The 14,509-nt window shown below is 59.3% G+C and carries 14 protein-coding genes; 9 read left to right on the forward strand and 5 right to left on the reverse strand.

The features are described from left to right. Nucleotides 1-157: 157 nt before the first annotated feature. The gene (locus tag ACYZTK_RS07540; RefSeq protein WP_462013854.1) at nucleotides 158-1,072 is read right to left on the reverse strand and encodes a DUF808 domain-containing protein; all 915 of its coding nucleotides are present in this window, start codon (nucleotides 1,070-1,072) and stop codon (nucleotides 158-160) included. Between the two features lie 134 nt (nucleotides 1,073-1,206). Here ACYZTK_RS07540 and ACYZTK_RS07545 point away from each other — a divergent pair, with 134 nt between their 5' ends. Beyond that, complete coding sequence (locus ACYZTK_RS07545) at nucleotides 1,207-1,815, forward strand: TetR/AcrR family transcriptional regulator (RefSeq protein ID WP_462013855.1); 609 nt, start codon at nucleotides 1,207-1,209, stop codon at nucleotides 1,813-1,815. Between the two features lie 101 nt (nucleotides 1,816-1,916). On the opposite strand, the gene ACYZTK_RS07550 is transcribed toward ACYZTK_RS07545, so the two are convergent. After that, nucleotides 1,917-2,375: an REP-associated tyrosine transposase gene (locus ACYZTK_RS07550; protein ID WP_462013856.1), complete on the reverse strand. Its 459-nt coding sequence runs from the start codon at nucleotides 2,373-2,375 to the stop codon at nucleotides 1,917-1,919. Nucleotides 2,376-2,563: 188 nt separating this feature from the next. Next, entirely contained in the window at nucleotides 2,564-3,004 is a 441-nt protein-coding gene (locus ACYZTK_RS07555) for a GlcG/HbpS family heme-binding protein (protein WP_462013857.1), read from the reverse strand. Nucleotides 3,005-3,270: 266 nt separating this feature from the next. Here ACYZTK_RS07555 and gcl point away from each other — a divergent pair, with 266 nt between their 5' ends. The 8 genes from gcl (at nucleotide 3,271) to ACYZTK_RS07595 (ending at nucleotide 12,938) form a co-directional block, all read left to right on the forward strand. After that, nucleotides 3,271-5,046 carry a glyoxylate carboligase gene (gene gcl, locus ACYZTK_RS07560; protein WP_462013858.1) on the forward strand — a complete coding sequence of 592 codons (1,776 nt, stop codon included), beginning with the start codon at nucleotides 3,271-3,273 and terminating at the stop codon, nucleotides 5,044-5,046. 155 nt (nucleotides 5,047-5,201) lie between these two features. After that, nucleotides 5,202-5,984: a hydroxypyruvate isomerase gene (hyi, locus tag ACYZTK_RS07565; protein ID WP_462013859.1), complete on the forward strand. Its 783-nt coding sequence runs from the start codon at nucleotides 5,202-5,204 to the stop codon at nucleotides 5,982-5,984. A 127-nt stretch (nucleotides 5,985-6,111) separates the two neighbouring features. Beyond that, complete coding sequence (locus ACYZTK_RS07570) at nucleotides 6,112-7,002, forward strand: 2-hydroxy-3-oxopropionate reductase (protein ID WP_462013860.1); 891 nt, start codon at nucleotides 6,112-6,114, stop codon at nucleotides 7,000-7,002. A 150-nt stretch (nucleotides 7,003-7,152) separates the two neighbouring features. Further along, nucleotides 7,153-8,433 carry a glycerate kinase type-2 family protein gene (locus ACYZTK_RS07575; RefSeq protein WP_462013861.1) on the forward strand — a complete coding sequence of 427 codons (1,281 nt, stop codon included), beginning with the start codon at nucleotides 7,153-7,155 and terminating at the stop codon, nucleotides 8,431-8,433. Continuing rightward, on the forward strand, nucleotides 8,423-9,838 hold the full coding sequence (gene pyk, locus ACYZTK_RS07580; protein ID WP_462013862.1) for a pyruvate kinase: 1,416 nt from the start codon (nucleotides 8,423-8,425) through the stop codon (nucleotides 9,836-9,838). The genes ACYZTK_RS07575 and pyk overlap by 11 nt, the downstream gene beginning before the upstream one ends. A 141-nt stretch (nucleotides 9,839-9,979) precedes the next feature. Then, on the forward strand, nucleotides 9,980-10,894 hold the full coding sequence (locus ACYZTK_RS07585; protein WP_462013863.1) for an urea transporter: 915 nt from the start codon (nucleotides 9,980-9,982) through the stop codon (nucleotides 10,892-10,894). Nucleotides 10,895-10,915: 21 nt separating this feature from the next. Then, nucleotides 10,916-11,740 (forward strand): ion transporter, encoded by an 825-nt coding sequence (locus ACYZTK_RS07590; RefSeq protein ID WP_462013864.1) that lies wholly within the window; start codon nucleotides 10,916-10,918, stop codon nucleotides 11,738-11,740. Nucleotides 11,741-11,939: 199 nt separating this feature from the next. Continuing rightward, nucleotides 11,940-12,938 carry a sulfate ABC transporter substrate-binding protein gene (locus ACYZTK_RS07595; RefSeq protein WP_462013865.1) on the forward strand — a complete coding sequence of 333 codons (999 nt, stop codon included), beginning with the start codon at nucleotides 11,940-11,942 and terminating at the stop codon, nucleotides 12,936-12,938. 80 nt (nucleotides 12,939-13,018) lie between these two features. Here ACYZTK_RS07595 and ACYZTK_RS07600 read toward each other — a convergent pair whose 3' ends face one another. Next, nucleotides 13,019-13,417, reverse strand: coding sequence for a RidA family protein (locus tag ACYZTK_RS07600; protein WP_462013866.1), 399 nt, complete (start codon nucleotides 13,415-13,417; stop codon nucleotides 13,019-13,021). Nucleotides 13,418-13,540: 123 nt separating this feature from the next. Next, complete coding sequence (locus ACYZTK_RS07605; RefSeq protein WP_462013867.1) at nucleotides 13,541-13,876, reverse strand: DUF6124 family protein; 336 nt, start codon at nucleotides 13,874-13,876, stop codon at nucleotides 13,541-13,543. Nucleotides 13,877-14,509 lie beyond the last annotated feature (633 nt).

Here is a 14,509-nt window from a genome sequence, read left to right on the forward strand (position 1 = left end):
TGCAGATCGAATGGCCTTTTTTGTAATTTCGGCAGCACCACAGATCCCTGTAGGAGTGAGCCTGCTCGCGATGAGGTCTTAACATTCAACATTACTGTTGCCTGTTACACCGCTATCGCGAGCAGGCTCACTCCTACAGGGGGACAATTCACAGGTTTTAGCTTTTGGCTGATTTCCAGATTTTGCCCACAACCATCACCACCGCCAACACCGCCGCCCCCGCGATAATCCCTGCCACAGCATTGAGCAACATCGGCACGATAAACCCGGCGCCACCAGCGCTCGCACTCACGCCTTCGATCCAGTGATGAATCACTGGTACCCCATGGGTCAGGATCCCGCCGCCGACCAGGAACATCGCTGCCGTACCAATCACCGACAGGCTTTTCATCATGTAAGGCGCAGCGTGCAGGATGCCATTGCCGATGCTTTTGGCCATCTGCCCCGGCTTCTGGGTCAACCACAGGCCAAGATCGTCGAGCTTGACAATGCCCGCCACCAGGCCGTAGACACCCACGGTCATGACAATCGCAATACCCGACAGCACGATGACCTGCTGGGTCAGCGAGGCGCCTGCCACAGTGCCCAGGGTGATGGCGATAATTTCCGCCGACAGAATGAAATCGGTGCGGATGGCGCCCTTGATTTTGTCCTTCTCGAACGCCACCAGATCAACCGCCGGGTCGGCTACCGCTTCTACCAGGTGCGCGTGTTCGGTCTGGTCTTCAGCCTTGCTGTGGAGAAATTTGTGCGCAAGTTTCTCAAAGCCTTCAAAGCACAGGTAAGCACCACCGACCATCAACAACGGCGTAACCAGCCAGGGAATGAACGCACTGATAGCCAGCGCCGACGGCACCAGGATCAGTTTGTTCAGGAACGAGCCCTTGGCCACGGCCCACACCACCGGAATTTCCCGCTCGGCACGCACTCCAGAGACTTGCTGTGCATTGAGTGCCAGATCGTCGCCGAGCACGCCTGCGGTCTTCTTTGCCGCCATCTTGGTCATCAACGCGACGTCGTCGAGCACGGCGGCGATGTCGTCGATCAGCAACAGCAAACTGCTTCCTGCCATAAATGAAATTTCCTGCAAAGATTGAATGCTGCGCAGCATAGCTTGCCCACGGTGCCACGGGGCATTCTTGAGCGTTGCGCAAAGCCGGTGCTACCATGCGCCACCGCCAGTACAGGCAAGGAACCACCTGGTTTATGAGCACTATCCGCGAGCGCAACAAAGAATTGATCCTGCGTGCCGCCAGTGAAGAATTTGCCGACAAGGGCTTCGCTGCGACCAAAACCAGTGACATCGCAGCCAAGGCGGGATTGCCCAAGCCCAACGTCTACTACTACTTCAAATCCAAGGAAAACCTCTACCGCGAGGTCCTGGAAAGTATCATCGAGCCTATCCTGCAGGCCTCGACGCCGTTCAACGCCGACGGCATCCCCAGCGAAGTGCTCAGCGGCTACATCCGCTCGAAAATCCGCATCTCCCGCGACCTGCCGTTTGCCTCCAAGGTGTTTGCCAGCGAAATCATGCATGGCGCCCCGCACCTGAGCGCCGACCTGGTGGAGCAGCTCAACAGCCAGGCCAGGCACAACATCGACTGCATCCAGACCTGGATCGACCGCGGCCAGATCGCCGCCATCGACCCCAACCACCTGATGTTCAGCATCTGGGCCGCGACCCAGACCTATGCCGACTTCGATTGGCAGATTACCGCCATCACCGGCAAGGCCAAGCTGGATGAAGAGGATTACGAAGCGGCGGCGCAGACGATTATTCGGTTGGTGCTCAAAGGGTGTGAGCCGGACCGCTAAACCGAGTAGACCCAATCGCGAGCAGGCTCACTCCTACAGGAGTTCACCAGCGCCCCTGTAGGAGTGAGCCTGCTCGCGATTGGGGCACCTCGGTCCCACGATCAAACCCAGATAGCATCCCACAGCGGATAGTCGCCAAGCTTCTCGACCAACCCAGCCCGCAATGGATTGGCAACTACATACCTCGCCATATTCACCAAGCCCTCATCTCGCCGCAATGCCCGGTCATGGAACCCTCTTTGCCAGAGACTGATGTTGCGACCCGTGGCCAGATTTACCGTTTTGGTGCTGAGTGATTTGGTCTTCTGCATCAGTTCACTCAGCGAACCCTTCTGTAACTCGACCAACCAATGAAAATGATCGGGCATGACAACCCAAGCCAAAGTATTGGCATAACCTTGATCCTGTGCGGCTCTAAACTGTGCGACAACCAATCGACCCAAGGCAAAGTCCCTGAAGACAGGTTCTCTATCAAAGGTGTTGGTGGTCAGCAGATAAATTCGGTTCTGTTCGGCATAGCGACCGACTCGCAGGCGTTTTCCACAGGGTAGATCAGGCATTCCTTTGCCCCTTGCATGATTAAAGTCATCAAGGAGGTTAGTCACTGAATTGGCTGTGAGTGGGCTGGACTTTTGGCTGGATGTGTCTGATGGATTGCCATCGCGAGCAGGCTCACTCCTACAGGAAATCCCAAATACCCTGTAGGAGTGAGCCTGCTCGCGATAGCGGTAGATCAGTCAAAGCAAAATCAAGCACTCACCCCCGCATCCGCCCGCAACCCCAACGCCTCAATCGCATTGATCGCGCACTGCTCATCAACATCCGACAGATCCCCGCTGATCCCCACAGCCCCCAGCACATTGCCCTCCTGATCGCGGATCAACACACCACCCGGTGCCGGCACGACGCTGCCCTGCCCCAGGCTGTTTAAAGCGGCGATAAACGCCGGGCGTTGTTGGGCGTCCAGGGCCAGCAGGCGTGAGCCTTTACCCAGGGCGATAGCACCCCAGGCTTTGCCGATGGCGATCTGTGGGCGCAGCAGGCTCGCGCCGTCTTCTCGTTGCAGCGATAGCAGGTGACCGCCCGCGTCCAGTACCGCGATGGTGAGTGGAGCAGCCGAAATGGCCCGGGCTGCGGAGATCGCCTGACTGGTCAGGTTGACTGCGACTTTCAAGGTTAAAGCGCTCATGGTGCCGTCCTCATTTTGTTTTTGGGAAAGTCGTTGGACTGCTTCCTGTAGAGGAGTCCGATGCAACAAATAGAACACAATGAGTTATTTTTTTGTATACAATAATTATCGAAAAGCGCCACATGCGACGAAAAGCCACAGTAGACAAGGCTTCCGACGAATGAAACAGTCGCTTGAGAAAATGGATTGACCTGCGCCGTCCGCCGTGAATAAACTCTGCGCAAAGCCACTTGTATACAATTACAAAACGTAAGAGGCACAAAACCATGAGCAAAATGAGAGCAATCGAAGCCGCCGTTCTGGTGATGCGCCGTGAAGGGGTTGATACCGCTTTTGGCATCCCGGGCGCCGCGATCAACCCGCTGTATAACGCCTTGCAGAAGGTCGGTGGCATCGATCACGTCCTCGCTCGCCACGTTGAAGGCGCCTCGCACATGGCCGAGGGCTACACCCGGACCAAGGCCGGCAACATCGGCGTGTGCATCGGCACGTCAGGCCCAGCGGGCACGGACATGGTCACCGGGCTCTACAGCGCCTCGGCCGACTCGATTCCAATCCTCTGCATCACCGGGCAGGCACCCCGCGCCCGTATGCACAAGGAAGACTTCCAGGCGGTCGACATCACCGCCATCGTCAAGCCGGTCACCAAGTGGTCGACTACGGTGATGGAACCCGGCCAGGTGCCGTACGCGTTCCAGAAAGCCTTTTTCGAAATGCGCTCCGGCCGTCCAGGCCCGGTGCTGATCGACCTGCCGTTCGACGTGCAGATGGCTGAAATCGAATTCGACATCGACGCCTACGAACCATTGCCGTTGGCCAAGCCGACCGCTAACCGCGTGCAGATCGAGAAGGCCCTGGCCATGCTCGATCAGGCTGAGCGTCCGTTGCTGGTCGCCGGTGGCGGTATCATCAATGCCGACGCCGCCGAGTTGCTGGTGGAGTTCGCCGAGCTGACCGGTATTCCGGTAATCCCGACCCTGATGGGCTGGGGCACGATCCCGGACGATCACCCATTGATGGTGGGCATGGTTGGCCTGCAAACCTCGCACCGCTACGGCAACGCGACGATGCTCAAGTCTGACCTGGTGCTGGGCGTAGGTAACCGTTGGGCCAACCGCCACACCGGTTCGATCGACGTCTATACCGAAGGCCGCAAGTTCATTCACGTCGACATCGAGCCAACGCAAATCGGTCGCGTGTTCACCCCGGACCTGGGCATCGTCTCCGATGCTGCCGCAGCCCTGACCGTGTTCATCGAAGTCGCTCGCGAATGGCAAGCCGCCGGCAAGCTGAAAAACCGCAGCGCCTGGCTGCAGGATTGCCAGCAGCGCAAAGCCAGCCTGCACCGCAAGACCCACTTCGACAACGTGCCGGTCAAGCCGCAGCGCGTGTACGAAGAAATGAACCAGGTGTTCGGCAAGGACACCTGCTACGTCAGCACCATCGGTCTGTCGCAGATTGCCGGCGCGCAGTTCCTGCACGTCTACAAGCCGCGTCACTGGATCAACTGTGGCCAGGCCGGCCCGTTGGGCTGGACCATTCCGGCGGCGCTGGGCGTGGTCAAGGCAGATCCGACCCGCAAGGTCGTGGCGCTGTCGGGCGACTATGATTTCCAGTTCATGATCGAAGAACTGGCAGTCGGCGCGCAGTTCAAGCTGCCGTACATCCACGTTGTGGTAAACAACTCTTACCTGGGACTGATCCGTCAGGCCCAGCGCGGTTTCGACATGGACTACTGCGTGCAGCTGTCCTTCGATAACCTGAACGCTCCGGAACTCAACGGTTACGGTGTCGATCACGTCGCGGTCGCCGAAGGCCTGGGCTGCAAGGCACTGCGCGTGTTCGAACCGGCTCAGATCCAGCCTGCCCTGCGCAGGGCCCAGGAACTGATGGAGGAGTTCAAGGTGCCGGTGATCGTCGAGATTATCCTGGAGCGTGTGACCAACATCTCCATGGGTACCGAGATCAACGCCGTCAACGAGTTCGAAGACCTGGCGCTGGTCGGCAACGACGCACCGACTGCGATTGCGTTGCTCGACTGATCTATCAAGTTGTGATGGTCGCGGCTTCGCCACTGTAGGAGCTGCCGCAGGCTGCGATCTTTTGATCTTTGTTGTTGAAGATCAAGATCAAAAGATCGCAGCCTGCGGCAGCTCCTACAGAGGGCCATCATTCTCAATTACAACGGGAGACCACCATGCCGCGTTTCGCAGCCAACCTGTCCATGCTGTTCACTGAGAAGGATTTTCTTGCCCGCTTTGAAGCGGCCGCCAAGGCCGGCTTCAGTGGTGTCGAATACCTGTTCCCTTACGATTTCAGCTCCGCCGAGATCAAGGCCACCCTCGATGCCAACGGCCTGACCCAGGTGTTGTTCAACCTGCCGGCCGGTGACTGGGCCAAGGGCGAGCGCGGTATCGCGTGCCTGCCGGACCGGGTTGAAGAATTCCGCGCCGGTGTTGACTTGGCCATCGCCTACGCACAAGTGCTGGGCAACACCCAGATCAACTGCCTGGCGGGCATTCGGCCACAGGGCGTGGACGATGCCACGGTGGAAAAAACCTTCGTCAGCAACCTCAAGTATGCGGCCGACAAGCTGCAGGCGGCGGGCATCAAGCTGGTGATGGAAGCGATCAACACCCGTGACATTCCGGGCTTTTACCTGAACAACACGGCGCAAGCCCTGTCGATTCGCGAACAGGTCGGCAGCGCCAACCTGTACCTGCAATACGACATCTATCACATGCAAATCATGGAAGGCGACCTCGCCCGCACCCTGCAATCGCACCTGGGCGAGATCAACCACGTGCAGCTGGCGGACAACCCGGGCCGTAACGAACCAGGCACCGGTGAGATCAACTACCGCTTCCTGTTCGAACATCTGGATCGCATCGGTTACCAGGGTTGGGTTGGCTGTGAATACAAGCCGCTGACCACCACCGAAGCGGGCCTGGGCTGGCTGAAGACCCATAACGCAATCTGACGCAGATCCCCTGTAGGAGCTGCCGAAGGCTGCGATCTTTTGATCTTGATCTTCAAAAGCAAGATCAAAAGATCGCAGCCTTCGGCAGCTCCTACGGGGTGACACACAAAAAAAAGAGGAATTTCTCATGGCTAAAATCGGATTTATCGGCACCGGCATCATGGGCCACCCAATGGCTTCGAACCTGCAGAAAGCCGGTCACAGCCTGTTCCTGTCGGCGCACCACGACGCCGCTCCTGCTGACCTGGTGGCCGCTGGCGCAATCTCCCTGGCGAACCCGAAAGAAGTCGCCCAGGAAGCTGAAATCATCATCATCATGGTGCCGGATACTCCGCAGGTCGACGACGTCCTGTTCCGTGCCGACGGCGTCGCGGCCGGTGTCGGCAAAGGCAAGATCGTCATCGACATGAGCTCGATCTCGCCCACCGCGACCAAGGCCTTCGCAGCCAAGATCAACGAGAAAGGCGCCCAGTACCTCGACGCGCCGGTCTCCGGCGGTGAAGTCGGCGCCAAGGCTGCGACCCTGAGCATCATGGTCGGCGGTGAAGCCGATGCCTTCGAACGCGCACTGCCGCTGTTCCAGGCCATGGGCAAGAACATCACCCTGGTCGGTGGTAACGGCGACGGTCAGACCGCGAAAGTGGCCAACCAGATCATTGTCGCGCTGAACATCCAGGCCGTGGCCGAAGCCCTGCTGTTCGCTTCGAAGAATGGCGCGGATCCAGCCAAGGTGCGTGAAGCACTGATGGGCGGCTTCGCTTCCTCGAAGATCCTCGAAGTGCACGGCGAGCGTATGATCAAAGGCACCTTTGATCCAGGCTTCCGCATCAGCCTGCATCAGAAAGACCTGAACCTGGCCCTGGCCGGGGCCCGCGAGCTGGGCATCAACCTGCCGAACACCGCCAACACCCAGCAAGTGTTCAGCACCTGCGCGGCAATCGGTGGCAGCAACTGGGACCACTCGGCGCTGATCAAGGGCCTGGAGCACATGGCGAATTTCTCGATTCGTGATAAATAACACCATGCCCCAAACCCTGTGGGAGCGAGCCTGCTCGCGATGAGATCGCTGCGGTGTGTCTGATGCACCGTGGTGCCGGAATCGCGAGCAGGCTCACTCCTACAGGAGATCGAATTGCCCTTCAAATAACAAGAATTCCGGGAGCCTGCCATGTCGGTCGATCCGCAACAATTTCTTCGCGACCTGTTCGCCACCGCCATCGACGCGGCCCATCCGCAACAAGTCCTCGAAGCTTATCTGCCACGTGATCGCACCGGCCGGGTCATCGTCATCGGCGCCGGAAAAGCCGCGGCAGCCATGGCGCAGGTGGTCGAGCGCTGCTGGCAAGGTGACGTTTCGGGCCTGGTGGTCACCCGTTACGGCCACGGCGCACCGTGCGAAAAAATCGAAGTGGTCGAAGCCGCGCACCCGGTGCCCGATGCGGCCGGCCTGGCTGTCGCCAAACGCGTGTTGGAACTGGTCAGCAACCTGACCGAGGACGACCGTGTGATCTTCCTGCTCTCCGGCGGAGGCTCGGCGTTGCTCGCCCTGCCCGCTGCGGGCATCACCCTGGCGGACAAACAGTCGATCAACAAAGCCCTGCTCAAATCCGGCGCCACCATTGGCGAGATGAACTGTGTGCGCAAGCACCTCTCGGCGATCAAGGGTGGCCGTCTCGGCAAGGCCTGCTGGCCTGCCACTGTTTACACCTATGCCATTTCCGATGTGCCGGGCGACCTCGCCACGGTCATCGCTTCCGGCCCGACCGTGGCCGATCCAAGCACCAGTACCGAAGCCCTGGCGATCCTCAAGCGTTACGCCATTGAAGTCCCGGCGTCCGTGCGCGAGTGGCTGCAAAGCCCCGAATCGGAAACCGTCAAGCCTGGCGACCCATGCCTGGCTCGCAGCCATTTCCAGCTGATCGCCCGCCCACAACAGTCCCTGGAAGCGGCCGCAGTCAAAGCCCGGCAGGCCGGTTTCAGTCCGCTGATCCTCGGTGACCTTGAAGGCGAATCCCGGGAAGTGGCCAAGGTGCACGCCGGCATCGCCCGGCAAGTGGTGTTGCATGGTCAGCCCCTGCCCGCGCCGTGCGTGATTCTGTCCGGTGGCGAAACCACCGTGACTGTGCGCGGCAATGGCCGTGGCGGACGCAACGCCGAGTTCCTCCTCAGCCTGACCGAGAGCCTCAAGGGTCTGCCGGGCGTCTACGCCCTGGCCGGTGATACCGATGGCATCGACGGCTCCGAAGACAATGCCGGCGCGATCATGACCCCGGACAGCTACGCCCGCGCAGCGGCCCTGGGCCTGAGTGCCAGCGATGAACTCGACAACAACAATGGCTACGGCTATTTCCAGGCGCTGGACGCTCTGATCGTCACCGAACCGACCCGCACTAACGTCAACGACTTCCGCGCCATCCTGATTCTCGAGAGCCCTAAAAATGACGCCTGACAAGAAGGTTAAAATCCTCGCCACCCTCGGTCCTGCCACCGACGGAATCGACGACATACGTGAGCTGGTCGAGGCCGGAGTCAATATTTTTCGGCTGAATTTCAGCCATGGCGACCACGCCGATCACGCCCAGCGTTATCAGTGGATCCGCGAAGTCGAGCGCCAGCTGAACTACCCGCTGGGCATCCTGATGGACCTGCAAGGCCCCAAACTGCGGGTCGGCAAATTCGCCGCAGGCAAAGTACAACTGGTGCGCGGCCAGGCCTTGCGCCTGGACCTGGATGCCACACCGGGCGACGAACGTCGCGTCAACCTGCCCCACCCGGAAATCATCGCCGCGCTGGAACCGGGCATGGACCTGCTGCTCGATGACGGCAAGCTGCGCCTGCGAGTGGTCACCAAATACGCCGACGCCATCGACACCACCGTGCTCAATGGCGGCGAATTGTCGGACCGCAAAGGCGTGAACGTGCCACAAGCGGTACTCGAATTGAGCCCGCTGACCGCCAAGGATCGCCGCGACCTGAGTTTCGGCCTGGAGCTCGGAGTGGACTGGGTAGCCCTGTCGTTTGTGCAGCGCCCGGAAGACATCCGCGAAGCCCGTGCACTGATCGGCGATAAAGCGTTCCTGATGGCCAAGATCGAGAAGCCCTCGGCGGTCACCCAGTTGCGCGAAATCGCCGAATTGAGCGATGCGATCATGGTCGCTCGCGGCGATCTGGGCGTGGAGGTACCGGCCGAAAGCGTGCCGCAGATTCAGAAGAACATCATCACCACTTGCCGCCAACTGGGCAAACCGGTGGTGGTGGCCACGCAGATGCTCGAATCGATGCGCTTCTCCCCGGCGCCGACTCGCGCCGAGGTGACCGATGTCGCCAACGCAGTGGCCGAAGGCGCTGACGCGGTGATGCTCTCGGCGGAAACCGCCTCCGGTGAATACCCGCTGGAAGCCGTGCAGATGATGAGCAAGATCATCCGCCAGGTGGAAAACGGTCCGGACTATCAGACGCAACTGGACGTTAGCCGGCCAAAAGCCGAGGCCACGGTTTCCGATGCGATCAGCTGTGCGATTCGCCGTATCAGCAACGTGCTGCCGGTGGCCGTGCTGGTCAACTACAGCGAGTCGGGTGCTTCGAGCTTGCGCGCGGCGCGGGAGCGGCCGACGGTGCCGATCCTCAACCTGACGCCGAACCTGCAGGCGGCCCGCCGCTTGACCGTGGCGTGGGGCGTGCACTCGGTGGTCAATGACCGGCTGCGGCAGGTCGACGAAGTGTGCTCGACGGCTTTGGAAATCGCGCAGGCCCAGGGCATGGCTCAGCGTGGCGATACGCTGCTGATCACTGCGGGTGTGCCGTTTGGGCAGCCTGGGTCGACTAACTCGTTGCGTATTGAGACGTTGCTCTAGCGCCCCTACTGGCCTCATCGCGAGCAGGCTCACTCCTACATTGGTTGGTGTCGATCACAAATCCAATGATTGAACCGAGATTCACTGTGGGAGTGAGCCTGCTCGCGATGCAGGCGCCACCTTTCCCCTGACACAATAAAAATGCCTGCCAACCACTTCAACACCCATTGCCCCGATTGGGCGACTGCCCTGCTCAACGGCTTCAGCCAGATCTTCCTCCAGCGTCATCCGCTGTTCGGCTTGCTGTGCCTGTTGGCCATTCTTTTCACCGCGCCCGCCCTGCTCGGCGGCGCGCTGCTGGGTGGCGTTGCCGGGTTGCTCACCGCGCAGCGTCGCGGTTACGCCAAGGCCGACCGTCAGGCCGGGCTGTTCAGCTACAACGGTGTGCTGCTCGGTTTATTACTGAGCCTGTATTTCCCCTGGTCCGCGCTATTGCCGCCGCTGATCATTGCCGCCGGTGGGTTAAGTGCGATGGTCACCCAACAGTGGCTCAAACGCGTGTGGTTCAGCCAATACTTGCCGGCCTACACGGCGCCCTTCGTCGGGCTGGGCTGGTTGCTGCTGTGCTTCGCCACGCCCTCAACCACTGCGCACATGATCGAAATCAATCCGCAGAACGTGCTCGCCGCCCCATTCAAAGGCCTCGGCCAGGTGATGTTCCTTGGTCATCCGCTGGCCGGTGGGCTGATCGCCGCAGGTTTGCTCATCGCTGATCGCCGTGCATTCTGCTGGGCGCTGCTGGCGTCTGTCACCGGCATGGGCTGGAGCATGCTGCATCACGACTTCTATAGCGCGTTGATCGGCCTCGGTGGCTACAACGCCGTACTCGCCGCCCTCGCCTTCAGTTCGCCGGGCCAGAAGCCCTGGCTGCCGCTGCTCGGTATTGCAGCGGCGCTGCTGCTGACGCCGGTGTTTTCCGCCATCGGCCTGCCCACGCTGACCGCGCCGTTCATCCTCGCCTGCTGGCTTATCCGCACGGTCATGCAACTGCTCGGCAAGACCGCTGTCGCCCGTACGTCTTGCGCTCTGGAGGAGAATCAACCTAGGCTTCGCTGATCATTGGTTCAGGCGGTATCCATGGACAGCAGCAAAAACTGGCGTGAAGAGCTTTACGTCATGGTTTTCCAAAGCGACACCAAGGCCGGCCGGCGCTTCGACGGCATTTTGCTGTTGATCATCCTCGCCAGCATCGTGATTGTGATGCTCGACAGTATCGACAGCGTCCACCAGAACTACGCCAACGTGCTGGCGTATATCGAGTGGGGCTTCACGATTATTTTCGCCATCGAGTATTGCTTGCGGTTGTACTGCTCACCCAAGCCTTTGCGTTATGCGTTCAGCTTTTACGGGCTGGTGGATTTGCTGGCGATCGTGCCCGGCATCCTTGCGCTGTACTACGCCGACGCGCAGTACCTGCTGATCATCCGGATCATCCGCATGCTGCGGATATTCCGCGTGCTCAAGCTCAGCCCGTACCTCAAGCAAGCCAACTACCTGATGTCGGCGCTGCGGGGCAGCAAGCAGAAGATCGTGGTGTTCCTGGTCAGTGTCTGCACCCTGGTGACCGTGTTCGGCACCCTCATGTACGTGATCGAAGGGCCAGAACATGGCTTCACCAGCATCCCCAAAGGGATCTATTGGGCGATCGTCACGCTGACGACGGTGGGCTTCGGCGACATAGTGCCAAAGACCCCGCTTGGCCAGGTGATCTCGTCCCTGGTGATGATCACCGGTTACTCGATCATCGCCGTACCCACCGGGATCTTTACCGCCGAACTGGCCAACGCCATGCGCGGCGAACAGCTGCAACACGACTGCCCGGTGTGCCGGAAAAATAGCCATGAACACGGCGCGGCATTCTGCTCTCGCTGCGGCAATGCACTGTTCAAGAAACTGGAATAAGCAAAGAGCTTTTTAATCTTTAAAGGACTATGCGGGTGCCGTTATAGTCGCTGGCAAAACGGTGGCAACACCTTTGAATGACTCACAACCAACGCGTAGGAGCTGCCGAAGGCTGCGATCTTTTGATCTTGCTTTTTTAAGATCAACATCAAAAGATCGCAGCCTCCGGCAGCTCCTACGAAAGAACAAGGAATTCGCAGTGAAAAAACTCTTTGGCGCCTCACTACTTGCCGCTGGCCTGGCCCTGACCAGCGTGGCTCAGGCCGCACCAACCCTGCTCAACGTTTCGTACGACGTGATGCGCGATTTCTACAAGGATTACAACGCTGCGTTCCAGAAACACTGGCAAGCCGAGCACAACGAAAATATCACCCTGCAGATGTCCTTTGGCGGCTCCAGCAAACAGGCACGTTCGGTCATCGACGGCCTGCCTGCCGACGTCATCACCATGAACATGGCCACCGATATCAACGCCCTGGCGGACAACGGCAAACTGGTCCCGGACAACTGGGTGACCCGCCTGCCGAACAACAGCGCGCCGTTCACCTCGGCCACCGTGTTCATCGTGCGCAAGGGCAACCCGAAAGCCCTGAAAGACTGGCCGGACCTGCTCAAGGATGGCGTACAGGTCATCGTGCCAAACCCGAAGACCTCGGGTAACGGCCGCTACACCTACCTCTCGGCCTGGGGTTACGTGCTGAAAAACGGCGGTGACGAGAACAAGGCCAAGGACTTCGTCGGCAAACTGTTCAAGCAGGCACCGGTGCTCGACACTGGCGGCCGTGCAGCCACCACCACCTTCATGACCAACCAGATCGGCGACGTACTGGTAACCTTCGAAAACGAAGCGGAAATGATCGCCCGCGAGTTCGGCCGCGACCAGTTCGAAGTCGTTTACCCAAGCGTCTCCGCCGAAGCCGAGCCGCCGGTGTCCGTGGTCGACAAAGTCGTCGAGAAAAAAGGCACCCGCGCAGCCGCCGAGGAATACCTGAAGTACCTGTGGTCCCCGGAAGGCCAGGAGATCGCAGCAGCAAACTACTTGCGCCCGCGTGACCCGGCAGTCCTGGCCAAGTACACCGATCGCTTCCCGAAAGTGGATTTCCTCTCGGTAGAGAAGACTTTCGGTGACTGGCGCACCGTGCAGAAAACCCACTTCAATGACGGTGGGGTTTTTGACCAGATTTACAGCGGTCAGTAGGCGCTGAGTGGTAATGAAAAAGGCGGCCTTTGAGGTCGCCTTTTTTGTGGGCATGCGGTCTAGTCAGATCCCTGCGGCCATCAAGGCAAAACCGCCTCCACCTCGATCTCGATCAACCACTGCGGCAATGAAAGCCCACTGACGATGACCCATGAAGACGCAGGCGGGTTATCCGCAAACCGCTCGAGCAGCACACGGGTTATCTGATCCTGCTCATCCCTGGCAGATTCAGCGATGTAGATCCGCATCATCACCACATCAGCCAGATTCCCACCGGCAGCTTTCAGAATGCTCTCGATGTTCTGAAATGCCTTTACTGTCTGCTCGTAGAGCCCGGGCGCGACGGTGCGCTCAGACTCATCGACGCCCACCTGACCAGACAACAGCAGCCGCCGTCCGCCACTGACTTCTACAGCCTGGCTGAAACCATATTGAAGAGAATTGAAAACGGTCGATGGATTGATCGTTGTTTTCAGCATGGAAACTCCCTGTTCGTTTAAGCGAATCGCGAAAACTAAACTATCGCTATGACGAGTTCTACCGGGGGTGTGCCAATTGCAACACCTGGAAACTTAACAGCCAACGACCATTAACTTTCGTGATTACTCCTGGGGTTCGATGTTATCCAGCGCCCGGTTTACTGCCAGCTCGGCCAGCATGATGATCTGCGCTATTCCCAACAGCGCGTTGCGATAGGGCCCGGTGATAAAGCCTGCCAGGTCATTGGCCATCACATTCGCCGATGCGAGGGATTCGCAGGCATGGGCGAGCAAGGTTTCGGTGGCTATGTCGGGGGCGATCATGAACATGCTTTCGGGTTTGTAGGGGGTGTCTGCGTATTTCAGGGCGCTGGAGTTGAGGTAGTTTTGTTGGGCGGAAGGTTCTGCTTCGGTGTGCTCGGTGTCTGGTTGGGGGGGATTGGGCGTGGGTTTAAACATGGTGATGCTCCTGGTTTTCCGAAGGAGCTGCCAGATATCACTTGCAGATGATGGGTGGCAGCTAGCGCGGGCCTGCAAGACCGGGAAACCAGGTACCCAGCAGACCCGAAGGTCTCCCGCGCTGAGCTGCCATTACAGCGGACACAAAAAAGCATCCTTGTTGGCAACGCTATGCGACTGGTATTCCGGCGGGCTTGCAGACCCGATCACTGATGAGCAGTGACAGAAACCAAGCTACCGAACGCACCCAAGCCACACAAGCCGGCGGATTCTGGCGTAGTTGTAGGCAACGACGCAAGGCGACGTAGCCTGTTGCCTACATCCCACGTGATGCGGTGTTTGTCAGACCGCTATCGCGGGCAAGTCGAATCGTCGCACCGCCGCTCCCACAGGACGTGTGCCAGCCCTGTGGGAGCGAGCTTGCTCGTGAAAAGCTGAAGAACACCTCAGTCATCCCAGGCTATTTGCGTAATCGTTGGCCACCATCGCGAGCAGGCTCACTCCTACATGCCGATCGCAGTCGTGCACAAATTTCATATTCACTGGAGATCTCGGTAGGAGCTGGCTTGCTAGCGATGGCGTCGTCATGTTCGCTATGGAAGTGGATGTAAGTAAATGTATCATCGGCATTTG

It is taken from the genome of Pseudomonas sp. LB3P31, from assembly GCF_054897945.1.

Coding starts and splice junctions, on each gene's coding strand:
- ACYZTK_RS07600 (WP_462013866.1), bottom strand. CDS start 13,417: ATGCTGAAAACAACGATCAATCCATCGACCGTTTTCAATTCTCTTCAA.
- ACYZTK_RS07575 (WP_462013861.1), top strand. CDS start 7,153: ATGTCGGTCGATCCGCAACAATTTCTTCGCGACCTGTTCGCCACCGCC.
- ACYZTK_RS07540 (WP_462013854.1), bottom strand. CDS start 1,072: ATGGCAGGAAGCAGTTTGCTGTTGCTGATCGACGACATCGCCGCCGTG.
- ACYZTK_RS07545 (WP_462013855.1), top strand. CDS start 1,207: ATGAGCACTATCCGCGAGCGCAACAAAGAATTGATCCTGCGTGCCGCC.
- hyi (WP_462013859.1), top strand. CDS start 5,202: ATGCCGCGTTTCGCAGCCAACCTGTCCATGCTGTTCACTGAGAAGGAT.
- ACYZTK_RS07555 (WP_462013857.1), bottom strand. CDS start 3,004: ATGAGCGCTTTAACCTTGAAAGTCGCAGTCAACCTGACCAGTCAGGCG.
- ACYZTK_RS07550 (WP_462013856.1), bottom strand. CDS start 2,375: ATGCCTGATCTACCCTGTGGAAAACGCCTGCGAGTCGGTCGCTATGCC.
- gcl (WP_462013858.1), top strand. CDS start 3,271: ATGAGCAAAATGAGAGCAATCGAAGCCGCCGTTCTGGTGATGCGCCGT.
- ACYZTK_RS07605 (WP_462013867.1), bottom strand. CDS start 13,876: ATGTTTAAACCCACGCCCAATCCCCCCCAACCAGACACCGAGCACACC.
- pyk (WP_462013862.1), top strand. CDS start 8,423: ATGACGCCTGACAAGAAGGTTAAAATCCTCGCCACCCTCGGTCCTGCC.
- ACYZTK_RS07585 (WP_462013863.1), top strand. CDS start 9,980: ATGCCTGCCAACCACTTCAACACCCATTGCCCCGATTGGGCGACTGCC.
- ACYZTK_RS07590 (WP_462013864.1), top strand. CDS start 10,916: ATGGACAGCAGCAAAAACTGGCGTGAAGAGCTTTACGTCATGGTTTTC.
- ACYZTK_RS07570 (WP_462013860.1), top strand. CDS start 6,112: ATGGCTAAAATCGGATTTATCGGCACCGGCATCATGGGCCACCCAATG.